The following is a 22,969-nucleotide window of genomic DNA, read 5'->3' on the forward strand; positions in this document are numbered from 1 at the left end:
TCAGCGTGGGAGGCGCCGCGTGGCCGAGGACATCCGGGCACACCAGGTCGAACTCGACGAGATCGACAAGTCGATCATCCGGGTTCTCCAGGTGGACGGCCGCATGCCGTACTCCAAGCTGGGGCCGGAGGTCGGGCTGTCGCGCGCCGCCGTACGCCAGCGGGTGCAACGGCTCCTCGACAGCGGCGTCATCGAGGTGGTCGCCGTCTCCGAGCCGTTCAAGATGGGCTTCAACGTCCAGGCCATGATCGGGATCAACGCGGACGGGGACCTGCGGGCGGTCGCCGCGGCGTTGTCGGACGTCGACCAGATCGTGTACGTGGTGCTGTCCTCCGGGCGCTACGACATCCTCGTCGAGGTCATCGGGCGCGACTCGGGCGAACTGCTGGCCATCCTGAACGACGTCGTCCGGCGCATTCCCGGTGTGCGCAGCACGGAGTTGTTCACCTACATGAAGATCGAGAAGGTCACGTACTCCTGGGGCGCGCTGTGACGGAGACGCCCGCCACCTGACCTCACCCCTCCATCAGCGCCGCCGCCTCCTCCTCCGAGAGCTGGTCGATCTCCGCCGCCAGGTGCGCCTCCACCGCCGCCGCCAGCCGGCGGACCGTCCGGGTCAGGAAGAGCGTGTTGAGCGGCAGCTCGATCTCCAGCTCCGAGCAGATCCTGGCCACGACCCGGGTGCCGAGCATCGAGTGGCCGCCGAGGTCGAAGAAGTCGTCGTCGACGCCGAACGCGTCCCTGCCCAGGACGTCGGTCCAGACGTCGTGGACCAGTTCCTCCGCGGCCGTCTCCGGGGTGGCGGGTGCGGCGGTGGCGGGAGTGGCCTGGGGGGAGGGGAGGGCGGCGCGGTCGAGTTTGCCGTTGGGGAGTCTCGGGAACCGGTCCACCGGCACGTAGAGGCTGGGGACCATGGTGGGCGGCAGCCGGTCCTGGAGGTAGGCGCGCAGCTCGGCCAGCGGGGCCCGGTCGTCCACGTAGGCGACGAGGGCGCGACCGCCGGGGGCGTCGTCGCGGACGGCGGCCACGGCGCGGGTGACGCCGGGATGGGTGGCGAGGGCGGTTTCGACCTCGCCCAGTTCGATGCGGACGCCGCGGACCTTCACCTGGTCGTCCGCCCGGCCGACGAATTCGAGGGTGCCGTCGGGCCGGCGGCGGACCAGGTCGCCGGTGCGGTAGAGGCGGCCGCCGGCCGGACCGAAGGGGTCGGGGACGAAGCGGGCGGCGGTCAGGGACGGGCGGCGGTGGTAGCCGCGGGCCAGGGCGTCGCCGCCCAGGTAGAGCTCGCCGACCACGCCGGGCGGGAGCGGGTCCAGGCCGGGGCCCAGGACGTAGGACGTGGTGTTGGCCACGGGGCGGCCGATCGAGATGGCCGTGTCCTCCGGACGAACCCGGTGGGTGAGGGACCAGATGGTGGTCTCGGTGGGGCCGTACATGTTGTGGAGCTCTTTGGTCTTGCCCAGCAGGCGGCGGGCCAGGGGCAGGCCGAGGGGTTCGCCGCCGCTCAGGATCTTCGGCAGGCCGTCCGGGAGGTCGGCGATGATCTCCTCCAGGACGGACGGGGGCGCCTGGACGGTCGTCACCTCCGCCAGGGCCGGGGTGAGCTTGCCGTCCGGCGGGGCGACCACGACGGCCCCTCCCCGCAGCAGCGGCCCGAACAGTTCGAGCGCGGCGATGTCGAAGGAGAGCGGCGTCAGCAGCAGCACGCGCTCGGCCGCCGGGAACGCCAGGCTTTCGGCGAGGTTGACCACGCCCCGGTGCGGGACCATGACGCCCTTGGGCACGCCGGTGGAGCCGGAGGTGTAGATCACGTAGGCGAGGTGGTCGAGCGTGACGGCCGGCAGCGGGCGGTGATCCAGGACCTCCGCGGCCAGGTCGGTCAGCAGGGCGACGCCGGGCAGGCTGCTCGCCAGTCCCGGGGTGGTGATCGCGAGTTCGGTCCCGGAGTCCTCGAGCATGAAGCGCAGCCGGTCGGCCGGGTAGCGGGGGTCGAGGGGGACATAACAGGCACCGGACTTCAGGACGGCCAGCAGGGCGATCACGAGGTCGGCGCCGGGCGGGAGGCAGACCGCGACGGGGGACTCGACTCCCACGCCGCGGGAGACGAGCGTCCTGGCCAGGGCCTCGGCGCGGGCGTCCAGCTCGGCGTAGGTCAGGGTGCGGTCCTCGTGCGGGACGATCACCGCGGGGGCATCCGGGCTTTCGGCGGCGCGCGCCGCCACGAGGTCGTGAAGAGGCAGCGAGGGGTACGGCAGGCGCGGCCCGTGCCAGGCGCCGGCCACCTCGCAACGGCGGGAGGCGGGCATGAGCGGCAGGCGCGACAGCGGCAGCGACGGATCGGCGGTGGCCGCGTCGAGCAGGGCGAGATATCCCTCCGCGAGCCCGGCGATCGTGGCCGGGTCGTAGAGGCCGGTGCTGTACTCCAGCCACCCGCTCATGTCGCCCCGCGCGTTCTGCAGCTCCAGCGTGAGGTCGGTCTTGGTGGTCCCGGTGCCGATCTGGCCGCGGACGTCGAAGGGGAGCTGGTTGAAGGCGACCTGGTAGAGCGGGGTGCGGGCGGGGTCGCGGGGCGGGTTGAGCGCGCCGACGATGCGGGCGAAGGGCACGTCCTGGTGTTCGAGCGCCTCCAGGACGGTGGTGCGCACGCGGTCCAGTGCCTCGCCGAAGCCGGGGTCGCCGCCCAGGTCGGCGCGGAGGGGCAGGGTGTTGACGAACATGCCGATGAGCGGGTTGAGCTCGTCCTGCTCGCGGCCGGCCACGGGTGAGCCGATCACGACGTCGTTCCGGCCGCTCCAGCGGGCGAGCAGGGCGGCGAAGGCCGTGAACAGCACCATGAAGGGGGTGGCGCCGCGATGCCTGGCCAGCGCCGCCACCCGGGCCGTCAGTTCGGCCGGCACGGTGAACGGGTGGTTGGCTCCGGCGTAGCCGAGTTCGGCGGGGCGGGGGTGGTCGGCGGGCAGTTCGAGGGGGCTGGATCCGGCCAGGCGCCGCTTCCAGTACGCCAGGTCGTCCTCGAAGGGCTGCTCGCGCTGCCAGACGGCGTAGTCGGCGTACTGGACGGTCAGCTTGGCGAAGCGGGGGGCGCGTCGCTCGCGCAGCGACAGGTACGCCTCGGTCAGGTCGGCGCCGAAGATCTCCGCGGACCACGCGTCGTAAACGGCGTGGTGGAAGACCTGGACGAGCCGCCACCGGCCGCCGCCGAGCCTGACCAGCCTGGCCCGCCACAGCGGCGCCCGGTCGAGGGCGAACGGCTCCGCGGCGTCCCGCGCGGCCAGCGCTTCCAAAGCCCCCTCGTCGGCGGTCAGGTCCGTGTAGGCCAGCCGTACCGGGATCTCGGGTGCGATGAGCTGCATGACCTTCTCCTCGCGCAGCTCGAAGCGGGTGCGCATCGGCTCGTGCCGCTCGGCCACCATCCCGAGCGCCCGCTCCATGAGCGCGGGGTCGACCTCGCCGAGCCGTTCCAGCCGGGAGATGCCCGCGATGTTGTAGAGGGGCAGGCCGGGCAGAAGCGTGCTGAGAAACCAGACCCGTTCCTGTGCGGAGGAGGCGGGGAAGGCGTCTTCGGTCACAGGCATGCGCGAATCTCCCGGGTGATCGGCTCCAGCGCGCTGACCTCGCCGAGCGTGGCCAGCCAGTGCCATTGGTCCAGCGCGTGGTAGAGCCGGTAGAAGGCCAGCCGCTCGGCCCAGTCGCCGGGCAGCGTGCCGTACCCGTCCAGGAGGGCGCGGCGGCGGGCGGGGTCGTCCTGGACCGCGAAGTACTCGGTGCGGGCCAGGTCCATGAGGGGGTCGCCGGCGAGCGCGTTCTCGACGTCGATGACGCCGGTCAGCTCCCATCGGCCGTCGAGCTCGTCGACCATGACGTTGCGCTCGTGGAAGTCGTGGTGGAGCAGGACGGGGGAGGCGCAGCGCCCCAGCAGGTGGCGGTCGGCCCGCACGCGGGCGACGAGCGCCGCGTGCACGTCGGGGTCGCCGCCGAACTCGGCGAACTGGGCGACCTTGAGGTCGAACTGGCCGCCGAGGTAGGCGTCGTTCGTGGGCTCCTGAACGCCGTCCAGCGGGCCGTACGCGCTGAGTTCCACGCTGTGCACGGCCCGCAGCACGCGGCCCATCTCGTGGTAGAGCCGTTCGACGGTCTCGCCGTCGAGGGAGGCGGAGACCTGCGAGAGCGGCCGGCCGGGGATCTTCGTCATCACCAGGTACGCCTGGGGCAGGTCACGCTTGGAGTCGTCGGCCAGGACCACACCGGGCGCCGCCGCGCCGGTACGGCCGAGCAGCTCGTACACCCGCTGTTCCTTGCGCATGCGGTCGGTGAACAGGCCGGGGTACAGCTTGAAGATCAGCTCGCGGCTCGGCGTCCTGACCTCGTAGACCGCGCTGATCTCGCCGCCGGTGCGCAGCAGGACCCGCTCGACCGGCTCCCCGAGCAGGGCGGCCGCCGTGTCCGCGCTCAGCGGCATGGTCAGCGCCTTGGCGAAGGCGGGCGCGCTCCAGGCGAGGCTGACGGTGTTGCCCGCGCCGGCCTGCAGCGCCTGCGCGCCGACGAGGTCGTCGGGATCGGCCTCCGGCACCTCCCGGTCGAACCTGGCCAGGACCGGGATCCGCATCGACACCAGCGCGTGCACGGCGATGCCCAGGCCGAGCAGGACGTACATGAACCCGATCCCGCGCCCCGGCCCCACCCCGATCACCGCGCCGACGGTCGTGGCCAGCGCGCCGTCCGGCATGAGCAGCGGTTCCAGCACCCGCTCGCCCAGTGGCGCGACCACGGCCATGCCGACCGGCAGCGTGGACCAGGAGATCATCTGGTTGAACGCCATGACCCGGCCGTGGAAGCGCTGCGGCACCTTCACATGGATGATCGTCATGAAGACGCCGTTGACCACGGACAGGCTGCACCACAGCCCGAACGCGCCGAGACCGACGGTCAGCGGCGAGGCGTACGCCCCGGTGACGACGGCGAACAGGCTGAGCCCCAGGGTGCCCAGCAGCACGGCGCGCATGCGGCGCCGGCGCGGCCCGCCCCACAGCGCGACGATCATGCCGCCGAGCGTGGCGCCGAGGCCGCCGGCGAACGCGATGCGCCCGGCGGTGCCGAGGTCGGAGAACGACAGCACCAGCGGCGAGATCGACATCAGCACGGCGGCCAGCATGACGTTGAGCACGGCGAAGTAGAGCAGCGCGGCCCGCAGGTGCCGGTTGCCCAGCGACATGCGGAACCCGCCGGCGATCTCGGCGGCCAGCGTCTCGCGCCGCTCCAGCCCGAGGGTGGCGGGGAAGCGGATGACGGCCAGCGCGCCCAGCATCACGCAGAAGCCGGCGACGTTGATCGCCAGGATGCCGCTGAGGCCGACACCGGCCAGGAGCGCGACGGCCAGGAGCGGGGCGACGAACTGGGAGGTGCCGAGGAGCATCTGGACCACGCCCGCCGCGTGTCCGAGATAGCGCTTGGGCACGAGTTGCGGCAGCGCCGCGGAGTAGGCGAGCCGCTGGAAGACCATCATGACCGAGAGCGTCGCCACGAGCGGATAGATGTGCCAGGTGGCCAGGGCGCCGGTCCACAACAGCGCGCCGAAGATCAGCTGCACGCCGCCGGCGAGGCTGTTGCCCAGCGCCATCATCGCGCGTTTGCCCGACCGGTCGACGATCGCGCCGAGGAGCGGGGCGGCCAGGACGCCCGGCATGATCGCCAGGGCGACCAGGAGGGCGAAGTTCAGCAGGGATCCTGTCGTGGTGTAGACCCAGATCGGGATCGCGAAGTCGGTGATCGCGGTGCCGACCAGGGCGACGAGCTGGGCGGCCGACACGCTCAGGAAGCGCCGCATGCTCGGGGGCGGCGCCTGCCTCGCCGGCCGCTCCTGTTCCGTCTCCTCGACCCACCACCGGGCGGCCGGTCCTCTCGCGGAGCGGTTCAGCGCGGCGGACGAGCCGTACTCCATCGCGATGTGCGTGTTGGTGAGGATCTGGGCGAGGTCGTCGGCGCGGTACTTCAGGTAGTAGTGGCCGGCCTCGCTGAGCACGACGAGCGCGGTGGTGGGCGACAGGAACCGCCACTCCCGGTAACGCTCGCGGTAGTAGTCGGTCGCCGGGTCCTGCTCGCCGACGACCGCGATGACCGGGGCGCGCAGCGGCTCGGCGGGCTCGCCGAGCATGCGGGTGAACGACTCCTCCGCGATCAGCGTGTCCCGGCGCTGGTTGCGGACCATGAACCTGACCTGCTCCTCGTCCAGGCCGGAGATGTCGTTGCCCATGGCCTTCATGCGGTTCTCGTAGGTACGGTCGCCGCGCAGCCGGTCGGAGCGCAGCAGCCTGCCCAGGGGCCCGGCGACGCGGCCCTGCGGCCGGGCGAAGGGGAAGATGGCGCCGATGTAGACGGCCCGCAGCTCGCGGCCGGCGGCCTCCAGGCGCCGGGCGACCTCGGCCGTGACGGCGCCGCCGATGCCGCAGTGGCCGTACAGGGCGATCGGTCCCTCGATGCCGTCGAGGATCTCGCGCACGCACTGGCCGATGACCTCGTCCAGGGGCATCACCGGCTCGTCCGGGCGCCCGGGGTCGTGGCCGGGGAAGGCCATGGAGTACAGCGCGCACTCCTCCGGCAGGGCGTCGGCCAGCGGCTGGTAGACCAGGGCGCTCCCGCCGCCGTAGGGGAAGCAGACGAGGGTGAGCGCGGGCGTGGTGCGCGAGCGCGTGAGGCGGTGCAGGAGCTCGCGCGGCGTGTCCTCGGCCGGGGCGGGGCCCTCGATGAGCTCGGCCAGCGCCCGCACGGTGGAGTTCCGGAACAGGTCCATGACGCCGATCGAGCGTCCTTCGACCGGCGCGAGCAGTTTGCGCAGCCGGGCCACCACCTGGATGGCGACCAGGGAGTGCCCGCCGATCTCGAAGAAGTCGTCGTCGGCCCGGATGCCGGTCAGGCCGAGCAGTTCGCCCCAGATCCCGGCGACGGCGATCTCGGCCGGGGTGGTGGGCGGGGCGCCGTCCCCGGCGGTCCGGGTGGGGGCGGGCAGCGCGGCCCGGTCCACCTTGCCGTTGGGACCGAGGGGCAGCGCGTCCATGGTCACGTAGGCGCCGGGCACCATGTGGTCGGGCAGGATCTCCTTCAGCGCCGCCCGGAGGCCGGTGTCCGGGACGTCGGTGACGACGTAGGCCACCAGGCCGTCCGCGCCGGCGACGACGAGCGCCTCGCGCACGCCCGCCTGCTCGCGCAGCACGGCCTCGATCTCCCCCAGCTCCACCCGCTGGCCGCGGATCTTGACCTGGTCGTCCAGCCGGCCGAGGAACTCCACGGCGCCGTCGCGCCGTACCCGGGCCAGGTCGCCGGTGCGGTACAGGCGTGAGCCGGGCGGGCCGTAAGGGTCGGGCACGAAGCGGTCGGCGGTCAGCGCGGGGCGGTCGTGGTAGCCGAGGGCGACCTGGACGCCGCCGATGTGCAGCTCACCGGGCACGCCGGACGGCACCGGCCGCAGCCGCGCGTCGAGGACGTGGATGCGGGTGTTCTGCACCGGATGGCCGATCGGGATCCGGCTCTCGCCGGGCGCGCACCGCCAGGCGGTGACGTCGACGGCGGCCTCGGTGGGGCCGTAGAGGTTGTGCAGTTCGGTGTCCGGCAGACGCTCGAAGAACCGGGCGGCGACCGCCGGCGGCAGTTCCTCGCCACTGCAGATGACCCTCTTGAGCGAGGTACAGCCCTCGACGCCCTCCTCCTCCAGGAAGGCGGCGAGCATCGACGGCACGAAGTGCACGGTCGTCACGCCGCTGCCGATGATCAGGTCACGCAGGTAGGCGGTGTCCCGGTGCCCGCCCGGCTCGGCCACCACGAGACGGGCCCCGGTGACGATCGGCCAGAAGAACTCCCAGACGGAGACGTCGAAGCCCGCGGGCGTCTTCTGCACGACCGCGTCCGCGCCGGTCAGGCCGAAGCGGCGCTGCATCCAGTCCAGGCGGTTGACGATGGCTGCGTGCGTGTTGGGCACGCCCTTGGGGCGGCCGGTCGAGCCGGAGGTGTAGATCATGTAGGCCGGGTGGGCCGAGGCCGGCGGCGTGTCCGCCGCCGGGCTCGGCGCGCGGACCGTCTCCTGCGGCAGCAGGATCGCGGCCCGCGCGTCCTCCAGCATGAAGTCCAGGCGCTCCCGCGGGTAGTCGGGGTCCAGCGGCACGTACGCGGCGCCCGACCTGACCACGGCCAGCAGGCTCACGACCAGCTCCAGCGAACGTTCCATGCCCACCGCGACCCGGACTCCCGGTCCGGCGCCCCGTTCGCGTAATCGCCCGGCCAGCAGGCCCGAGCGCCGCTCCAGCTCGGCGTAGGTGAGGCGCTGCCGGCCGTACTCCAGGGCGACGGCGCCGGGCGTGCGGGCGGCCTGCTCCTCGAACAGCCCGCCCAGCGTCTTCTCTCCGGGGTACGGCTCGTGCGGCCCCTCGGCCAGCGCCAGGAGGTGTTCGTGTTCCGGCGGGGTCAGCATCTCCAGGTCCGACACCCGTACGTCCGGCCCGGCGACGGCGGCGCGCAGGAGCGCGGCGAACCGGGTGCCGAGTTCCTCGACCGTGACCGGGTCCAGCAGGTTCCGGTTGTAGACGAACAGCGCGTCGAGCCCGTCCTCGCGTTCGGTGAGGAACAACTCCAGCTCGTACGGCGCGGCCCGCGCGGTCAGCGGGTACGGCTCGGCCGCCAGCCCCGGCCAGGCGAAGCTGTCCTCGTCGTAGCTCTGCAGGGCGAGCGCGGCCTGGAAGACGGCGGTGCGCGAGACGTCCCGGGCGTGCCCGAGCTCCCCGACGAACTGCTCGAACGGCAGCCGCTGGTGGGTGAAGGCGTCCAGCGTGTTCTGCCTGACCCGGGTGAGCAGTTCGGTGAAGGTGGGGTCGCCTTCGAGGTCGGCGCGCATGGCCAGCATGTTGACGAACATGCCGATGAGGGGTTCGAGCTCGCTGCGCGGGCGCCCGCCGACCGGCGTGCCGACGGCGAAGTCGGTCTGCCCGCTGTGGCGGCCGAGCAGCACCTGGTAGGCGGCCAGCACGACCATGTAGAGCGTCGCGTCGTGCTTCCTGGCCAGGCGGTTGGCGGCGGCCAGCAGGCCGGGGCCGAGCCGGAAGGAGTGGGAGGCGCCGTCGAAGGTGGCCACGGCGCCGCGCCGGCCGTCGAGGGGCAGGTCGATGGGTGGCACGCCGGCCAGCCGTTCGCGCCAGTAGGCCAGGTCGGCCTGGTCGGCCGGGCGGGTGCGCTGCCAGAGGGCGAAGTCGGCGTACTGCAGGGCCAGTTCGGGCGGGGTCTCGCCGGCGTAGAGCGTGCGCAGTTCCCCGGCCAGGATCTCCAGTGACCATCCGTCACCGGCGATGTGGTGGAGCGTCACCAGCAGGATGTGGTCGTCGTCGGCCAGGCGGACGAGCGCGGCGCGTACGGGCAGCTCGGTGGCGATCACGAAGGGGCGGGCGAGTTCGGCGCCCAGGAGGTCGCGGGCGTGCGCCTCGTCGGTGGCGGTCAGCCGCCGCAACTCGACGTGTCCGGTATCGGACACCTCCACGCGGGGCCTGCCGTCCGCGTCGGCCGGAAATCGGGTGCGCAAAATCTCGTGCCTGGACACGACCGTTTCAAGCGCTTGGTGAAGTCGTTCACCATCGAGGCCTCCGCGCAGCCGGAGGACGAAAGGGATGGTGTAGGCGGCTGTGCCCGGAGCGAATTGCTCCATGAACCACAGGCCCTCCTGGGCATAGGACAAGGGGATCTCGGCATCCGGCTCCCGCCGCGGGATGCCCGCTGACTTGCCGGTGGACCGGCGGCGGAGGCGTTGCTCCAGCAGAGCTCGCTTGGTGTCGGAAAGCTGGATTTCGTCTGAGGACAGCCCCGCCGAGGATGTCACCACTGCCTCACTTTCTCGGTGAACGCCACATTAAACGAGATTCATACACATTCACCACAGGGCTGACAATCACTACTTTCTGTCACGCTCTTTATCGGTTTTGTATACGCCCGAAATCGGCGTTGACTCGGAATTATGTCCTTGGCTATAAGGATTTATCCGGACTCTAGTGAATGCCTGGTGAACCATTGAGTATGGCGTTCCCGTCGCCAGCCGACGTCCAGCTCTTCCGCCTCCCCCACGCGGGCGGCGGCGCGAACGCCCACCGGCCGCCCACCCCGACGGCCGCAGCACCACCCCCGGTTCCGGCCGCGCCGCTCGGCGGATCGCCGCAAGCCGCGCCCGGACCAGGCCCACAAGGAAAGAGTGAGACATGACCGAACCGACGGTCGAGCCCATCGCAGTCGTCGGGCTGGCCTGCCGGCTGCCCGGCGCGGGGGATGTGCCGCAGTTCTGGCGCAACCTCGTGGACGGCGTGGAGTCTGTGCGTTTCTACAGCCGGGAGGAGCAGGCCGAACTCGGCGTGCCCGGCTACCTGCTGGACGACCCGAACTTCGTCCGGGCCTCGTCCATCGCCGCCGAGTACGGCGCCCTCGACGCCGCCTTCTTCGGCATGTCCCCACGGGAGGCCGAGCTGCGCGACCCGCAGCAGCGCCTCTTCCTGGAACTGGCGCACACCGCTCTGGAGGACGCGGGCTACGACCCGGCCCGCTACGACGGCGAGATCGGCGTGTACGGGGCCATCGGCTCCGACGAGTACCAGTGGGTCTACATCCGGCGCGACCGCAAGACCCACGCCTCGGCCGGCAACCTCGCCGTCTACGTGGGCAACCACCCCGACTACCTGGCCACGTTCGTCTCCTACAAGCTCGACCTGCGTGGCCCCAGCCTCACCCTGCACACCGCCTGCTCCTCCTCGCTGGTGGCCGTGCACGTGGCGTGCGAGGCGCTACGGGGCGGGGAGTGCGACATGGCGCTGACCGGCGGCGCCTCCTTCGAGCTGCCGCCGGAGTGGGGGTATCTGTACCACCAGGACGGCATCTACTCGCCCGACGGCCACTGCCGCGCCTTCGACGCCTCGGCCCAGGGCACCATCTGGGGCGGCGGGGGCGGCGTCGCCGTACTCAAGAGACTGTCCGACGCGGTCGCCGACGGCGACCACATCCGCGCGGTCATCCGCGGCAACGCCATCAACAACGACGGCTCCTCGAAGGCCGGCTTCTCCGCGCCCAGCTCCGAGGGACAGGCCGGGGCGGTCGCGGGCGCGCTCGCGGTCGCCGGCATCGACCCGCGCACGATCACCTACGTGGAGGCGCACGGCACCGGCACCTCCGTCGGCGACCCGATCGAGGTGAGCGGGCTGAGCTCGGTGTTCGGCCGGGACACCGACGACGCGGGCTGGTGCGCGATCGGGTCGGTCAAGACCAACATCGGCCACCTGGGCCCGGCCGCCGGCATCGCCGGGCTGACCAAGACCGTCCTGGCGATCGAGCACGGCCAGATCCCGCCCACGCTCAACTACGAGCGGCCCAACCCGCGCATCCCCTTCGGCGCCAACCCGTTCCACGTGGCGGCCGAGCTGACCGAGTGGAAGTCGAACGGCGTGCCCCGCCGGGCGGGCGTCAGCTCCTTCGGCATCGGCGGCACCAACGCCCACATCGTGGTCGAGGAGGCGCCACCGCTTCCTCCGGCCGTGCGTGAGCACCGCGGTCAGCACCTGCTGCGGCTGTCGGCCCGCACGCCGTCCGCGCTGGCCGCCATGACGGAACGGCTGGCCGCCCGGCTCGCCACCGACGACCTCGACCTGGCCGACGTCGCGCAGACCCTGCGAACCGGCCGCCGCCGGTTCAAGCACCGCGCGGTCGTGGTGGCGGGCAGCCACGAGGAGGCCGTACGGGCGCTCGCCGACCAGCGGCGCCTGGTCAAGGGCGTGGCCGGCAATCCGCGCGTGGCCTGGCTGTTCCCCGGCCAGGGCGCCCAGTACGAGGGCATGGGCCGGGAGCTTTACCAGACGGAAGCGGTCTTCCGCGACGCCGTCGACGAGTGCGCCCGGCTGCTCGGCTTCGACCCGCTCACCCACGACGCCGAAGCACTGCGGCGCACCGAGCTCACCCAGCCCGCGCTGTTCACCATCGAGTACGCGCTGGCCCGGCTCTGGCGCTCGTGGGGCATCGAGCCGGCCGCGATGATCGGCCACAGCATCGGCGAGTACGTCGCCGCCACCGTCGCGGGCGTCTTCGACCTGCCCGGCGCGATCCGCCTGGTCGCCGCCCGCGGGCGGCTGATGCAGACCATGCCGGCCGGCTCGATGCTGGCCGTCCGCCTCGACGAGCACGACGTACGGCCCGGCCTGCCCGACGGCCTGGTGATCGCCACCGTCAACGGCCCCGGCACCTGCGTGGTCGCGGGGCCGGAGAGCCTGGTCGCCGAGTACCACGACCGGCTCACCGGGCAGGGCGTCACCTCGACCGCGTTACGCACCTCACACGCCTTCCACTCGCCGATGATGGACCCGATCGTGGGTGAGTTCCACGAGCTCGTCGCCGCCACCGAGCGGCGTGCGCCGGCGCTGCCGTTCCTGTCCAACGTGAGCGGCACCTGGATCACCCCCGGGGAAGCGGTCGATCCGGCCTACTGGGCCCGCCACCTGCGCGAACCGGTCAGGTTCGGCGACTGCGTGGCCGCGCTGGCGGCCGAGGGCGAGTGGCAGCTCGTCGAGTGCGGCCCCGGCCGGCAGCTCTCCGGCCTGGTCAGGAGCCAGCTCCCGAAGAGCGCGCCGAAGCCGCTGCCCAGCCTGCCCGGTCCCGCCGACTCCGGCTCCGACCTGCGGGTGCTGTACGCGGCGGCGGGCGCGCTCTGGGTCGCCGGGGCGCCGCTGGAGGCCCCCGGCGAGCCCGGCCGCCGCGTCCCGCTGCCCACCTACCCCTTCGAGCGCACCCGCCACTGGGTGCCGATCACGGCCGACCCCGAGCTGATCTACCCCAGGTCGCCCCGGACCGGCGCGCTGCCGATCGAGCAGTGGTTCAACCTGCCCGCCTGGCGGCAGACCCCGAGGCCCGTCGCCGGCGCACCGCTGACGGAGCGCGTGCTCGTGTTCGCCGGACCCGCGAGCGAGCCGCTGACGGCCGCGCTGCGCTCGGCCGGCGCCGACGTGGTGACCGTCCGCAAGGGCGAGGCGTACGGCGCCGCCGACGGCTCGTTCACCCTGCGCCCGGGATCGCGGGAGGACTGCGAGCGTCTGCTGGCGGAGATCGGGACACCCGGGCACGTCGTCCACGCCTGGGCCCTGGACCCGGGCACCGCGGAGGAGGACGGCTTCTACACCCTGCTGGCGTTGTTCCAGGCGCTGGCCCAGTCCGAACGGGAGAACGAGGTCCGGCTCGACGTCCTCACCGAAGGCGTACAGAACGTGCTCGGCCACGACGTTCGCCGTCCGGAGCACGCCACCGTGACCGGCATCGCGAACGTGCTGCCGCTGGAGGCGCCGTGGTTGTCGGTGCGCCACATCGACGTGGAGTCGGCCGCCGGCGACCTGGACGCGCTGGTGGCCGAGCTGACCGGCGCCACGACCACACCGGTCGTCCTGCGTTCGGGGCGCCGGTGGACGCTGCACCACGAGGCCGTCGAACTGCCGCCGTCCCCCGACCCGATGGCCGGGCTGCGCGAAGGCGGCGTCTACGTCATCACCGGCGGCCTGGGCGGCATCGGCCTCACCCTGGCCGAGGACCTGGCCACGCGCACGCGCGGCGCGGTGGTCCTGCTCAGCCGCACCGGCACGCCCGGACCGCGGGCGCGGGCGGCCGTCGCGCGCATGGAGGCGGCCGGAGCCGGGGTACTCGTGCTGGCGGCCGACGTCACCGACCCGGAGGCGCTGCGCCGCGTGCGCGCGAGCGCGCTGGAGCGCTTCGGCCGCGTGGACGGCCTGGTCCACGCCGCCGGACTGCCCGGTGGCGGCATGGCCGAGGTCAAGGATCGCGCCGACGCCGAGCGCGTCATGGCCCCGAAGATCGCCGGGACGCGGGCGCTGCGCGACGTCTTCGGCGACCTGGACCTCGACTTCGTCATGCTCTGCTCGTCCGTCACCGCCGTGGCGGGCGGCTTCGGCCAGGTCGACTACTGCGCGGCCAACGCCTTCCTCGACGCCTACGCCGCCACCTGGCCCGGCCGGGTGCTGTCGGTCAACTGGGGCGCCTGGCTGGAAGTGGGCATGGCCGCCGAGGTCGAGGCGCCCAAGGTCTTCCGCGCGCTCCAGCGCGGCGACCGGACCAGCCCCCTGGCGCATCCGCTGCTCACCGAGCTGCACGAGCCGGGCGACGGCCGCCCGGCCTGGTGCGGCGGCAGGCTCGCACCCGCCACCCACTGGGTGCTGGACGAGCACCGCCTGGCCGGCGTCCCCGTCATGCCCGGCACCGGCTACCTCGAATGCGCCCGCTTCGCCTTCACCTCCGTGGTGCCCGCCCCCGGCCCGGAGCACGTGGTCGAACTGCGCGACGTGGCCTTCACCGCGCCGCTGCCGGTGACCACCTCCGCCGAGCTGCGGGTGCTGTTCACCGCGACCGGCGAGGGCGCCGACTTCGAGGTGGTCAGCGTCGCCGGCGGCGCCCCGCGCACCCACGCGAGAGGCAGCGCCGCCTGGGTGGCCGGCGCCGCCGCGAGCACGGCCGACCTCGCCGGGATCCGTGCCCGCTGCTCGTACGGCACGCGCACGGAGAACATGTTCGCCTCCGCCTCCGGCCTGGTCACCTTCGGCCCCCGCTGGCGCAGCCTGCGCTCGGTCGATCAGGGCGCGGGGGAGGAGATCGCCCTGCTGGAGGCGGCGCCGGAGACCGCCGCCGAGCTCGACCGCTACGGCCTGCATCCGGCACTGCTCGACGAGGCCACCGCGTTCGTCAGCGCCGCCGGCGAGCACAGCCATCTCCCGCTCGGGTACGGCCGGCTGACCGTGCGCGCGCCGCTGCCGGCCAAGGTGTGGAGCCACGCCGTACACCGGGAGGGCGGCGGCGAGATCATCGCCGTGGACCTCACGATGTACGACGACACCGGGCGGCCGGTCGTGGAGATCTCGGAGTTCGTGTTGCGGCGGGTCGACGTCGAGTCGGTCACCCAGAGCGTGGGGGAGGACGACGGGCAGCCGGAGGTGCCGGAGAAGTCGGCGGCGGCCGGTGTCGCGCTCGACCGCGAGGGCGCCCAGGCCGGCATCCTGCCCGCGCTGGGCGCCGACGCCTTCCGCCGCCTGCTCGCGCACGCGGTCGGCACCCAGGTGGTGGTCAACGCCACGCCGCTGGCCGAGTTCGTGACCGGCGTGCGTACGCTGACCAAGGAGACCCTGGAGTCCGCGCTTCCCGCGGGCGCCGCCGCCGAGGGCGGCGAGCAGGACGGCACCGGCTACGTCGCGCCGCGGGACGGGGTGGAGGCCGCCATGGCCGCGCTGTGGTCGGAGGTGCTGGGCACGCCGCGGGTCGGCGTCGAGGACGACTTCTTCGAGCTGGGCGGCAACTCGCTGGTCGCGGTCCAGCTCATCTCGCTCATCCGCAAGAAGCTGGGTGTCCGGCTGCCGATGCGCAGCCTTTTCAGGGAGGCGACGGTCACCGGGATGGCCGCCCTGGTGGCACAGGCGAGAGCGGAGGGCACGGCGCCGCCGTCCACCGGCATCACACCCCAGCCCAGGAACGCCCGCGCCTGAGCACCGGTCTCCGCAAGACATTCGCCGGGCGATGCAACATCGTCGTCCCTTCGGTCGTCTGGGACATGACGACCGAAGGGACGACACGTGGATGACGAACCCGGCTTCGACGACTTCGTGGCCGAGCCGAGACCGGGGAACGGCGCGACGCCGTGGTCAAGGCCGGCGAGGAGGTCAGGTGCGGCGTCGAGCGGTGCGCGGGCGTGCTGGTGCGCAACAAGACCGTCAAGGTCGAACGCCCCCGTGACCGCTCCGGCAAGGAGATCCGGTGCGGAACGCGCCGGTGCCCGGACACGGTTCAGTCCCAGACCATCCTGCGATGGTTCGTCCGCGATCGCGATGGTTCCCGGGAACGCGAACTGCCGAGCACCTTCCAGTTCGGCGACGACGCCGGCTTGGAGCGCTTCTTCAAGGTCACGCTGCGAGGACCGGGAGACCGGTCCGTCCTGACCCTGTACGACGCCGACACCGGCAGATCCGCCGATCTCGGCGTCCGCCCGGACGCGCGGGGCAGCATGGCGATCCCCGACGGCGGCCTGGACCGTCTGATGACCTATCCGATCAAGAACGAGATGTACGTCCTGGGCCTGGCCGCGATCAAGTAGGCCGGCCGGGTCTGCGGCCCGCTACAGGGTGCTTGACGCCGGCGGCGGCGGGTCGGCGTCGCCGGTGCGGGAGCCGAGAAACGCGGCGATCGCACGATGAAGGCCCGCAGCCCCGCTGCCGGGATCGGTGCCGGCGGCGATGGCGTCGGCTTCCCTGCGCAGCACGGAGGCGATCGCGCTCCACTGGCCGCGAGCCAGCGTGAGCGTCACGGTCTGGCCGAGGCGCGGCCGGCACCGTACGCCTTCGGCGTCGACGGGCCGCTCAGGCAGCGCGGCCCAGCCGAGAGCGCGCAGCTCACGCAGGCTCCGGCCGTGGTCGTCGGCGAGGACGGCGCTCTCGTTGTCCAGCGCGGTGTCGATGACCAGCCAGTGATCGACCGACATCGTGATCGCGATCAGGTCGCCCCCGCTGGTCGTCATGGCGGCGATACTGCCCCATTCCGGCTGGGAACGCCATGACCTCAGGAGCCCGCACAAGGTGGGCTCCTGAGCTCGTTTCACGATGGCGTCGGTATCGGACGGACGTCGCCGTGGTCGAGGACAACGCCGAGGAGGCGCCGGCGCTCCTCCCGTGACGTCACGGTGGCTACCAGGCGGGGCCGGCGTAGGGCTGCGACCACAGGGCGATCTGCAGGGTGACGGCCTTGAACCAGGCCTGGAACATGGCCTCGACCTGGTCCTCGTCGTGCCCGTCCGCGGCCAGGAAGGGCCGGATCGTCGCGGTGATCGGGTAGATGAACGCGATGAGGTAGCGCAGCGGGATGTCGGGCACGGAGCCGGCCCGATCGGTGTGGTTCTTCTTCTCCCGGGTGTGGCGCAGGGCGATCTCGTGCTGGTAGGCCAGCCAGCGCTGGTCGTAGGGCCGGGTGCAGGTGTCGACGATCCAGCGGCCGAAGCGCGCCCGCACGCGCGTCAGGTAGTCGCCGATCGGCTCGCCGCCGGGCGTGGAGAAGTAGGCGAGCAGATGCGGGTGCGAGCCGACGAAGCCGTACCAGACGTCGAGGATTTGCTCGATCTGCCCGCCGAGGACGTCTCCGGCGGTCTTCAGCGCGGCCTGGTCGTCGGGGCCGAACAGCACACTGGCCTGCAGCTTGGCGAGGTCGTCCAGGGTGACCGGTGACGCGGCGAGCGTCGGGTCGTCGTGGGCGTATCCGGGGATCGGGCTTGTGGTGCTCATGTCGCTCCTTGGTCGTGTCGTGGATTGGGCGTGGATGAGGTTTCGGCCGCGTGGAGCGAGCCGTGCAGGCGTTCCGCCTGGTCGTCGAGATGCCCGTCGAGGCGGTCGCGGAGCACGCCCGCCCAGGAGGTGGGCAGCACCTGCGGGTGGTCGAGCAGCCGCCGGGCGGCCGCCCGGTCGGCGCGGTCGACGTTGAGTACGCGGTGCGCCTCGGCCGCGGTGACGCCGTGTCCGGGACGGGAGAGCAGACGGATGTGGTCGCCGGCGGCCAGGTGGCCGGGGCGCAGGACGCGGCAGTAGAACCCGGTCCTGCCGCTGCGCTGGGTCAGGACGGCCAGGTCGCGGACGCCGTGGTGGGCGGCCAGCTTGTAGCAGGGCCGGCGCGGCTGGGTCACCTGCAGGACGACGGTTCCGACGGCGTAGACCGATCCCAGCACCGCGTCGCTCTCGACGATGCCGGAGATGGTGAGGTTCTCGCCGAACGCCGGCGGGGTGATCGGGCCGAGCCGCGGTGCCCAGGCCCGGTAGTGCTCGCCGGGGTAGAGGAGGACCGCCTTGTCCGGTCCGCCGTGATGTTTGCGGTCGGCCTGCTCGTCACCGGTCAAGCCCAGCCTGGTGACCTCGACCGGGCCGTGGACGGGAGTCTTCTCGATGCCCGACGGCACGGTACGGCCGCGCCAGGACAGCGGCCGCACGGCGCCGGTGGACACGACCAGTACGCGTCCGCCGGTCATGACCAGGACTTCCGCGACTCGAACGAGACGTGCTGAACCACCATGGGCCTCCTGTCGGTTGTGGCGCCTTCAGGAAGCATGCCACAATCTTGTTAGGAGTCCTACCTACTTGCGGGCAAGCAGCGGCGGGCGTTGTTCGGCGACACCGCGCGCGGACCGGCGGGCTACGCCGTGGCCGGCTCGTGTTCGGGGCAGTCGATACGCAGGTCGGCCAGGGGCAGCGGCGCCCTTAGCAGGTGGCAGTGGTGTGGCGCGGCGGGGTCGGCGTGGGCGTCGGACTCGAAGAAGCGGCAGGTCGTACACGTGCGCACGACGCTCACCACGCCCCGGCGCTGCAGGTCCGCGATCACCCGCAGCAGGCTGTGCAGCGTCGTGGCCCGGTCGGCGTCCGGCAGCCTCGCGAACGCCTCCAGCAGCGGCCCGTCCCATGGCGCGAGCCGCCGCGCGACCTCCTGGCCGTCGTCGGTCAGGCTGAGCAGCCGCCGGCGCCCGTCGGGGCCGGGCGAGCGCGTCACGAGCCCCTTGCGCTGCAGCGCGGCGACGGCGTCGGACAAGGTCGGCGAGGTGACGTCGAACTCCGCCGCCAGCGCGCTCACCTCCCGGCGGGCCGCCGGCATGCGGACGAGGGCGAGCACCGCCTGCTGCTGCAGCGGAGACAACCCGTGCTCGCGGGCGCTGCTCTGGGCGAGCGAGCGCAAACCGTGCCCGAGGCGCTCGACGGCGTCGGCCAGCCGCCGTTCCAGGTCGTCTCCCGCGCCATGCTCCAGGCTGCCCACGCCGTCCGTCTCCGTCATGTACCCGCCCGTAAAGATAGGACTCCTAACCCAACCAGACTACAGCCCCGGCGCTCCGGGCCGGAGTCAGGTGGTGCGGCGGGTCCGGGCCGCGGCCACGCCGCCGAGAACCAGGGCGACCAGCCCGACCGCCAGGTCCACGAAGCCTCCGACGATGCCGTAGCCGGTGCCGGGCCCACCCTTGGCGGCGGCCACCACCAGGGCGCCGATGACCATGCAGGCGGCCCCCGCCACCAGCGCCACCACAGCCCCTCTCCTCCGAGGAGCGGTGGATCGGGCCAGAGCCAGCCCGCCGACGACCACGCCGGCCAGCCCTATCACTGCGGCGATCACCGACCAGAGCCGGCCGGAGGTCAGGTCGTATGCGCCCACGGGCTGCGCGAGAACGGTTGCGGTCAAGGGGTGGACGGACATGGGGATCCTTTCGGGGGCGTGGTGCGCTACTCGCGACGATTCGATCGTCTCCGCGTCGAAGCGGCGGCGCCTGCGGCAGGGGATGGCGGCCTCTACGCCCTCCGGCGCGGCCGGCGGTGACCCGTCTACGCTCGTTGTCGTAGGCGCTCGCGCTCTGGGGCGGAGTGTTCCGGCGGGCGGCGACCATAGGATCGCGGCATGGAACACCGCGGCGTGCCGTTGCGCCCGCCCGCATGGGCGCAGGAGGCGCTGCTCGCGCTGTTCGTCACCGTGATGCAGGTTCAGGGCACGGTCGTCCGCAATGCCGGCGAGGTGGTGCAGCGGCCGCTCACCGACCTGGGATACGCGGGGTACGGCCTGCTGATCGCCGGCGGCCTGGCCCTCGTGGTGCGCCGCCGGTGGCCGGTGCCGGTGTTCCTCACCACGGCGCTGGCCAGCCTGGTGTACTACGGCCTGGACTTCCCCGACGGACCCGGCTGGCTCGCCCTTTTCGTCGCCCTGTATACCCTCACGGCCTACGGTGACGGGCGGCGGTCGCTGGTGATCGCCGGTGCGGGCATCACGGTGCTCACCGTCGTCTGGCTGGCCGCCGCGGCCGACATCGAGCCGCGCGCCGCCATCGGCTGGGTGTTCTTCCGCATCGGCGCCTCGGTGATGAGCGCGGCCCTGGGCGAGTCCGTCCGTTCCCGGCGGGTGATCGCGGCCGAGGCTCAGCAGCGCGCCGAGCGTGCCGAACGGACCCGTGAGGAGGAGGCGCGGGCGCGCGTCGACGCCGAGCGGCTGCGGATCGCCCGCGAGGTGCACGACACGGTCGCGCACGCCGTAGCGATCATCAACGTGCAGTCCGGTGTCAGCGCGCACGTGCTCGACAGGCGGCCGGAGGTGGCGCGCGAGGCGCTGCGGGTCATCGAGCAGACGAGTTCGCGGGCGCTGGGGGAGATGCGGGCCATTCTCGGGGTCCTGCGCGGCGACGACGGGGACCACGACGGGCGCGCGCCGTACCCCGGACTGGGACAGATCGGCGAACTGGCCGCCAAGGCGCGCGCGGCCGGACTCGACCTCGAGCTTGAGGAGATCTCACCCGCGGTGCCGGTGCCGAGCGCGGTGAGCGGCGCCGCCTACCGCATCCTGCAGGAATCGATCACCAACGTGATCCGGCACGCCGGCCCGACCCGGGTGACGGTGGCGCTGACCGCCGGCGCGGAGGCCCTGGAGGTGCGCGTGCGCGACGAAGGGCGCCGGGCCGTCGCGGGCCCGGACGGCGGGCCCGGAAGGGGCATCCTCGGCATGCGCGAGCGCTGCCTGCTGCTGGGCGGGGAGCTCGAGGCCGGTCCGCTTCCCGGCGGCGGGTTCGAGGTCCATGCCCGGCTGCCTCTCCTCCCGAGCGGTTCACGCGCGTGAGCGCGGCGGACCACGCTCCGATCCGGGTGCTGCTCGCCGACGACGAAGGTCTGGTGCGGTCGGGCTTCAAGGTGCTGCTCGACCTTGAAGACGACATCACGGTCGTGGGCGAGGCCACCACCGGCGCCGAAGCGGTCGAGCGGGCCCGCGCCCTGCGTCCCGACATCGTCCTGATGGACATCCGCATGCCGGGGCTGGACGGCATCCAAGCCACCGCCCAGATCGCCCGGACGCGCGGCCTGGAAGAGGTTCGTGTCCTCATCCTCACCACCTACGACACCGACGAGCACGTCTTCGACGCTTTGCAGGCCGGGGCCAGCGGCTTCCTGCTCAAGGACGCGGGACCGGCCGAACTCCTGCACGCCATCCGGGTGATCGTCGCCGGGCAGGCGCTGCTCGCGCCACGGATCACCCGGCGCCTCATCGGCCAGTTCACCGCGCGGCGCCGAGCCGCCCAGGCCGCCGAGGAACGGCTCGCCGTGCTGACCGACCGCGAACGCGAGGTGCTGGCCCTGGTGGGCCGGGGCCTGAACAACGACGAGATCGGCAGGGAACTGTTTCTCAGCCCGGCCACCGCGCGCACCCACGTCAGCCACGCGATGACCAAACTCGGCGCCCGCGACCGCGCGCAACTGGTCGTCATCGCCTACCAGACGGGCCTGGCCGACCGCTGACGCCCGAACCGCCGGCGGCCTCGCTCAGGTCCAGGTGAGCCGCTCGGTCAGCAGCGCCTGCTGGGCGGGGTTGGTGGTCAGCTCCAGTGCCCGCTCGTCGCAGGCCCGCGCCTGCCCGGCCCGGCCCAGCTCGCGTAGCAGCTCGGCGCGGGTGGCGTGCCAGAGCGCGTAGGTGGCCAGGCCGTGCTCCAGCGCGTCGACCTCGGTCAGCGCCACCGCCGCGCCGTGCACCTGGCGTACCGCGATCGCCCGGTGCAACCGGGTGATGGGCGAGGGAGCGAAGTGCGCAAGCATGTCGTAGAGCACCAGGATCTGCGCCCAGTCGGTGTCGGCGAACGACGGCGCCTCGGCGTGGCAGGCCGCGATCGCCGCCTGCAGCTGGTACGGCCCCGGCCGCCGGTGCGCCCGCGCCGCCCGTGTCAGCAGCGTGGCCGCCTGCTCGATCGCCTGGTGGTCCCAGCGGGAGCGGTCCTGGTCGGCCAGCAGCACCAGCCGGCCGCGGTCGTCGAACCGGGCCGGGCCGCGGGCCCGGTGCAGCCGGATCAGCGCCAGCAGCCCGGCCACCTCCGGCTCGCCGGGCACCAGGTTGGCCAGCAGCGCGGCCAGCCATTCGGCGTCGTCGACCAGGTCACGCGCCTGGGCCCGCTCGGGAGTGCTGGACAGGTAGCCTTCGTTGAACAACAGATAGACGACCGACAGCACCGAGGCCAGCCGCTCCGGCAGTTCCTCGGCCTCGGGGACACGGTAGGGGATGCCGGCCTCGCCGATCTTCTTCTTCGCCCGGGTGATCCGCTGGGCGACCGTCGCCTCCGGCACGACGAACGCCGCGGCGATCTGGGGCACCGACAGCCCGCACACCACCCGCAGGGTGAGGGCGATCCTGGCCTCCGGGGCCAGCGCCGGATGACAGCAGGTGAAGATCAGCCGCAGCCGGTCATCGGCCTCCTGCGGCTCCGGCCAGCGCAGCTGAGCCAGCTTGGCCCGGTAGTTCGACTCGCGCCGCAGCACGTCCAGGCCCCGCCGCCGGGCGACCGTGTACAGCCACGCCTGCGGCCGGTCGGGAACCCCCTCCACCGGCCAGCGGCGCAGCGCCGTCTCCACCGCGTCCTGCACCAGATCCTCGGCGGCCGAGAAGTCGCCCAGCAGCGAGATCAGGCTCGCCGCCAGCCGGCCCGCGTGCTCACGCAGCACCTGCGCGAGCACGCGCCCGCTGTCGCCGTCCGGGTACTCCCCGGTACGTGCGGGCGGGTCGTCGGGGCCGGTCATGAGACGGGGCGGATCTCCACGATCGGGCACGCCGGCCACGAGCGGGCCAGCTTCAGCACCTCGTCCAGGTCGGCCACCTCGACCTCGGCGAACCCGCTCACCACCTCCTTGCCCTCCATGTACGGCCCGTCGGTGACGACCGGCTCGGCACCGTCCAGGCGCATGGTGGTGGCGGTGTGCACCGGCGCCAGATGCACATGGTGGGTGATCACGGCGGCGTTGTCGGCGAACCACCGGCCCACCGCCTCATACGCCTCGCGCTGCTCCAGCTCGCCCATCTCCTCCAGTTGCCGGGCGAACCGCTCGGTCTCGATGAACATCAGCACATACTTCATCTCTGTTTCCTCCCGCTTGTCGATGATGTACCCGTG

General features: G+C 72.8%; 14 protein-coding genes. 5 read left to right on the forward strand and 9 right to left on the reverse strand.

The window, feature by feature from the left end; genetic code table 11:
- The first annotated feature begins 19 nt into the window (after positions 1–19).
- Positions 20–493, forward strand: coding sequence for an Lrp/AsnC family transcriptional regulator (locus tag ACIBI5_RS47060; protein ID WP_397257234.1), 474 nt, complete (start codon positions 20–22; stop codon positions 491–493).
- 22 nt (positions 494–515) lie between these two features.
- Here the strand turns inward: ACIBI5_RS47060 and ACIBI5_RS47065 are convergent, their stop codons facing one another.
- A complete protein-coding gene (locus ACIBI5_RS47065; RefSeq protein ID WP_397257236.1) occupies positions 516–3,575 on the reverse strand; it encodes an amino acid adenylation domain-containing protein in 3,060 nt (1,019 codons plus the stop codon).
- Positions 3,566–9,853: an amino acid adenylation domain-containing protein gene (locus ACIBI5_RS47070; protein ID WP_397257238.1), complete on the reverse strand. Its 6,288-nt coding sequence runs from the start codon at positions 9,851–9,853 to the stop codon at positions 3,566–3,568. Before ACIBI5_RS47070 ends, ACIBI5_RS47065 begins: the two co-directional genes overlap by 10 nt.
- Positions 9,854–10,223: 370 nt before the next feature.
- Between ACIBI5_RS47070 and ACIBI5_RS47075 the strand changes: the two genes are divergently transcribed.
- Entirely contained in the window at positions 10,224–15,533 is a 5,310-nt protein-coding gene (locus ACIBI5_RS47075; protein WP_397257240.1) for an SDR family NAD(P)-dependent oxidoreductase, read from the forward strand.
- A gap of 152 nt (positions 15,534–15,685) precedes the next feature.
- On the forward strand, positions 15,686–16,138 hold the full coding sequence (locus ACIBI5_RS47080) for a hypothetical protein (RefSeq protein WP_397257241.1): 453 nt from the start codon (positions 15,686–15,688) through the stop codon (positions 16,136–16,138).
- Between the two features lie 21 nt (positions 16,139–16,159).
- Here ACIBI5_RS47080 and ACIBI5_RS47085 read toward each other — a convergent pair whose 3' ends face one another.
- The 5 genes from ACIBI5_RS47085 to ACIBI5_RS47105 form a co-directional block, all read right to left on the reverse strand.
- Positions 16,160–16,558: a hypothetical protein gene (locus ACIBI5_RS47085; RefSeq protein ID WP_397257243.1), complete on the reverse strand. Its 399-nt coding sequence runs from the start codon at positions 16,556–16,558 to the stop codon at positions 16,160–16,162.
- 166 nt (positions 16,559–16,724) lie between these two features.
- Entirely contained in the window at positions 16,725–17,315 is a 591-nt protein-coding gene (locus ACIBI5_RS47090) for a protoglobin domain-containing protein (protein ID WP_397257245.1), read from the reverse strand.
- Positions 17,312–18,049: an MOSC domain-containing protein gene (locus ACIBI5_RS47095; RefSeq protein ID WP_397257247.1), complete on the reverse strand. Its 738-nt coding sequence runs from the start codon at positions 18,047–18,049 to the stop codon at positions 17,312–17,314. The genes ACIBI5_RS47090 and ACIBI5_RS47095 overlap by 4 nt, the downstream gene beginning before the upstream one ends.
- A gap of 164 nt (positions 18,050–18,213) precedes the next feature.
- Positions 18,214–18,843 (reverse strand): MarR family winged helix-turn-helix transcriptional regulator, encoded by a 630-nt coding sequence (locus ACIBI5_RS47100; protein ID WP_397257249.1) that lies wholly within the window; start codon positions 18,841–18,843, stop codon positions 18,214–18,216.
- Positions 18,844–18,909: 66 nt separating this feature from the next.
- Positions 18,910–19,257, reverse strand: coding sequence for a DUF6223 family protein (locus ACIBI5_RS47105; RefSeq protein ID WP_397257251.1), 348 nt, complete (start codon positions 19,255–19,257; stop codon positions 18,910–18,912).
- A gap of 198 nt (positions 19,258–19,455) precedes the next feature.
- On the opposite strand from ACIBI5_RS47105, the gene ACIBI5_RS47110 reads away from it, so the two are divergent.
- Positions 19,456–20,658 (forward strand): sensor histidine kinase, encoded by a 1,203-nt coding sequence (locus ACIBI5_RS47110; protein ID WP_397257253.1) that lies wholly within the window; start codon positions 19,456–19,458, stop codon positions 20,656–20,658.
- Positions 20,655–21,332 (forward strand): response regulator, encoded by a 678-nt coding sequence (locus ACIBI5_RS47115; RefSeq protein ID WP_397257255.1) that lies wholly within the window; start codon positions 20,655–20,657, stop codon positions 21,330–21,332. Before ACIBI5_RS47110 ends, ACIBI5_RS47115 begins: the two co-directional genes overlap by 4 nt.
- 24 nt (positions 21,333–21,356) lie before the next feature.
- On the opposite strand, the gene ACIBI5_RS47120 is transcribed toward ACIBI5_RS47115, so the two are convergent.
- Both ACIBI5_RS47120 and ACIBI5_RS47125 read right to left on the reverse strand, forming a co-directional pair.
- Positions 21,357–22,598 carry an RNA polymerase sigma factor gene (locus ACIBI5_RS47120; RefSeq protein ID WP_397257257.1) on the reverse strand — a complete coding sequence of 414 codons (1,242 nt, stop codon included), beginning with the start codon at positions 22,596–22,598 and terminating at the stop codon, positions 21,357–21,359.
- Positions 22,595–22,933, reverse strand: a complete 339-nt coding sequence (locus ACIBI5_RS47125) for a YciI family protein (RefSeq protein ID WP_397257259.1) — start codon at positions 22,931–22,933, stop codon at positions 22,595–22,597. The genes ACIBI5_RS47120 and ACIBI5_RS47125 overlap by 4 nt, the downstream gene beginning before the upstream one ends.
- Positions 22,934–22,969: the final 36 nt, after the last annotated feature.

Origin of the sequence: Nonomuraea sp. NPDC050540, assembly GCF_044457485.1 — a bacterium.
Lineage (GTDB): Bacteria > Actinomycetota > Actinomycetes > Streptosporangiales > Streptosporangiaceae > Nonomuraea.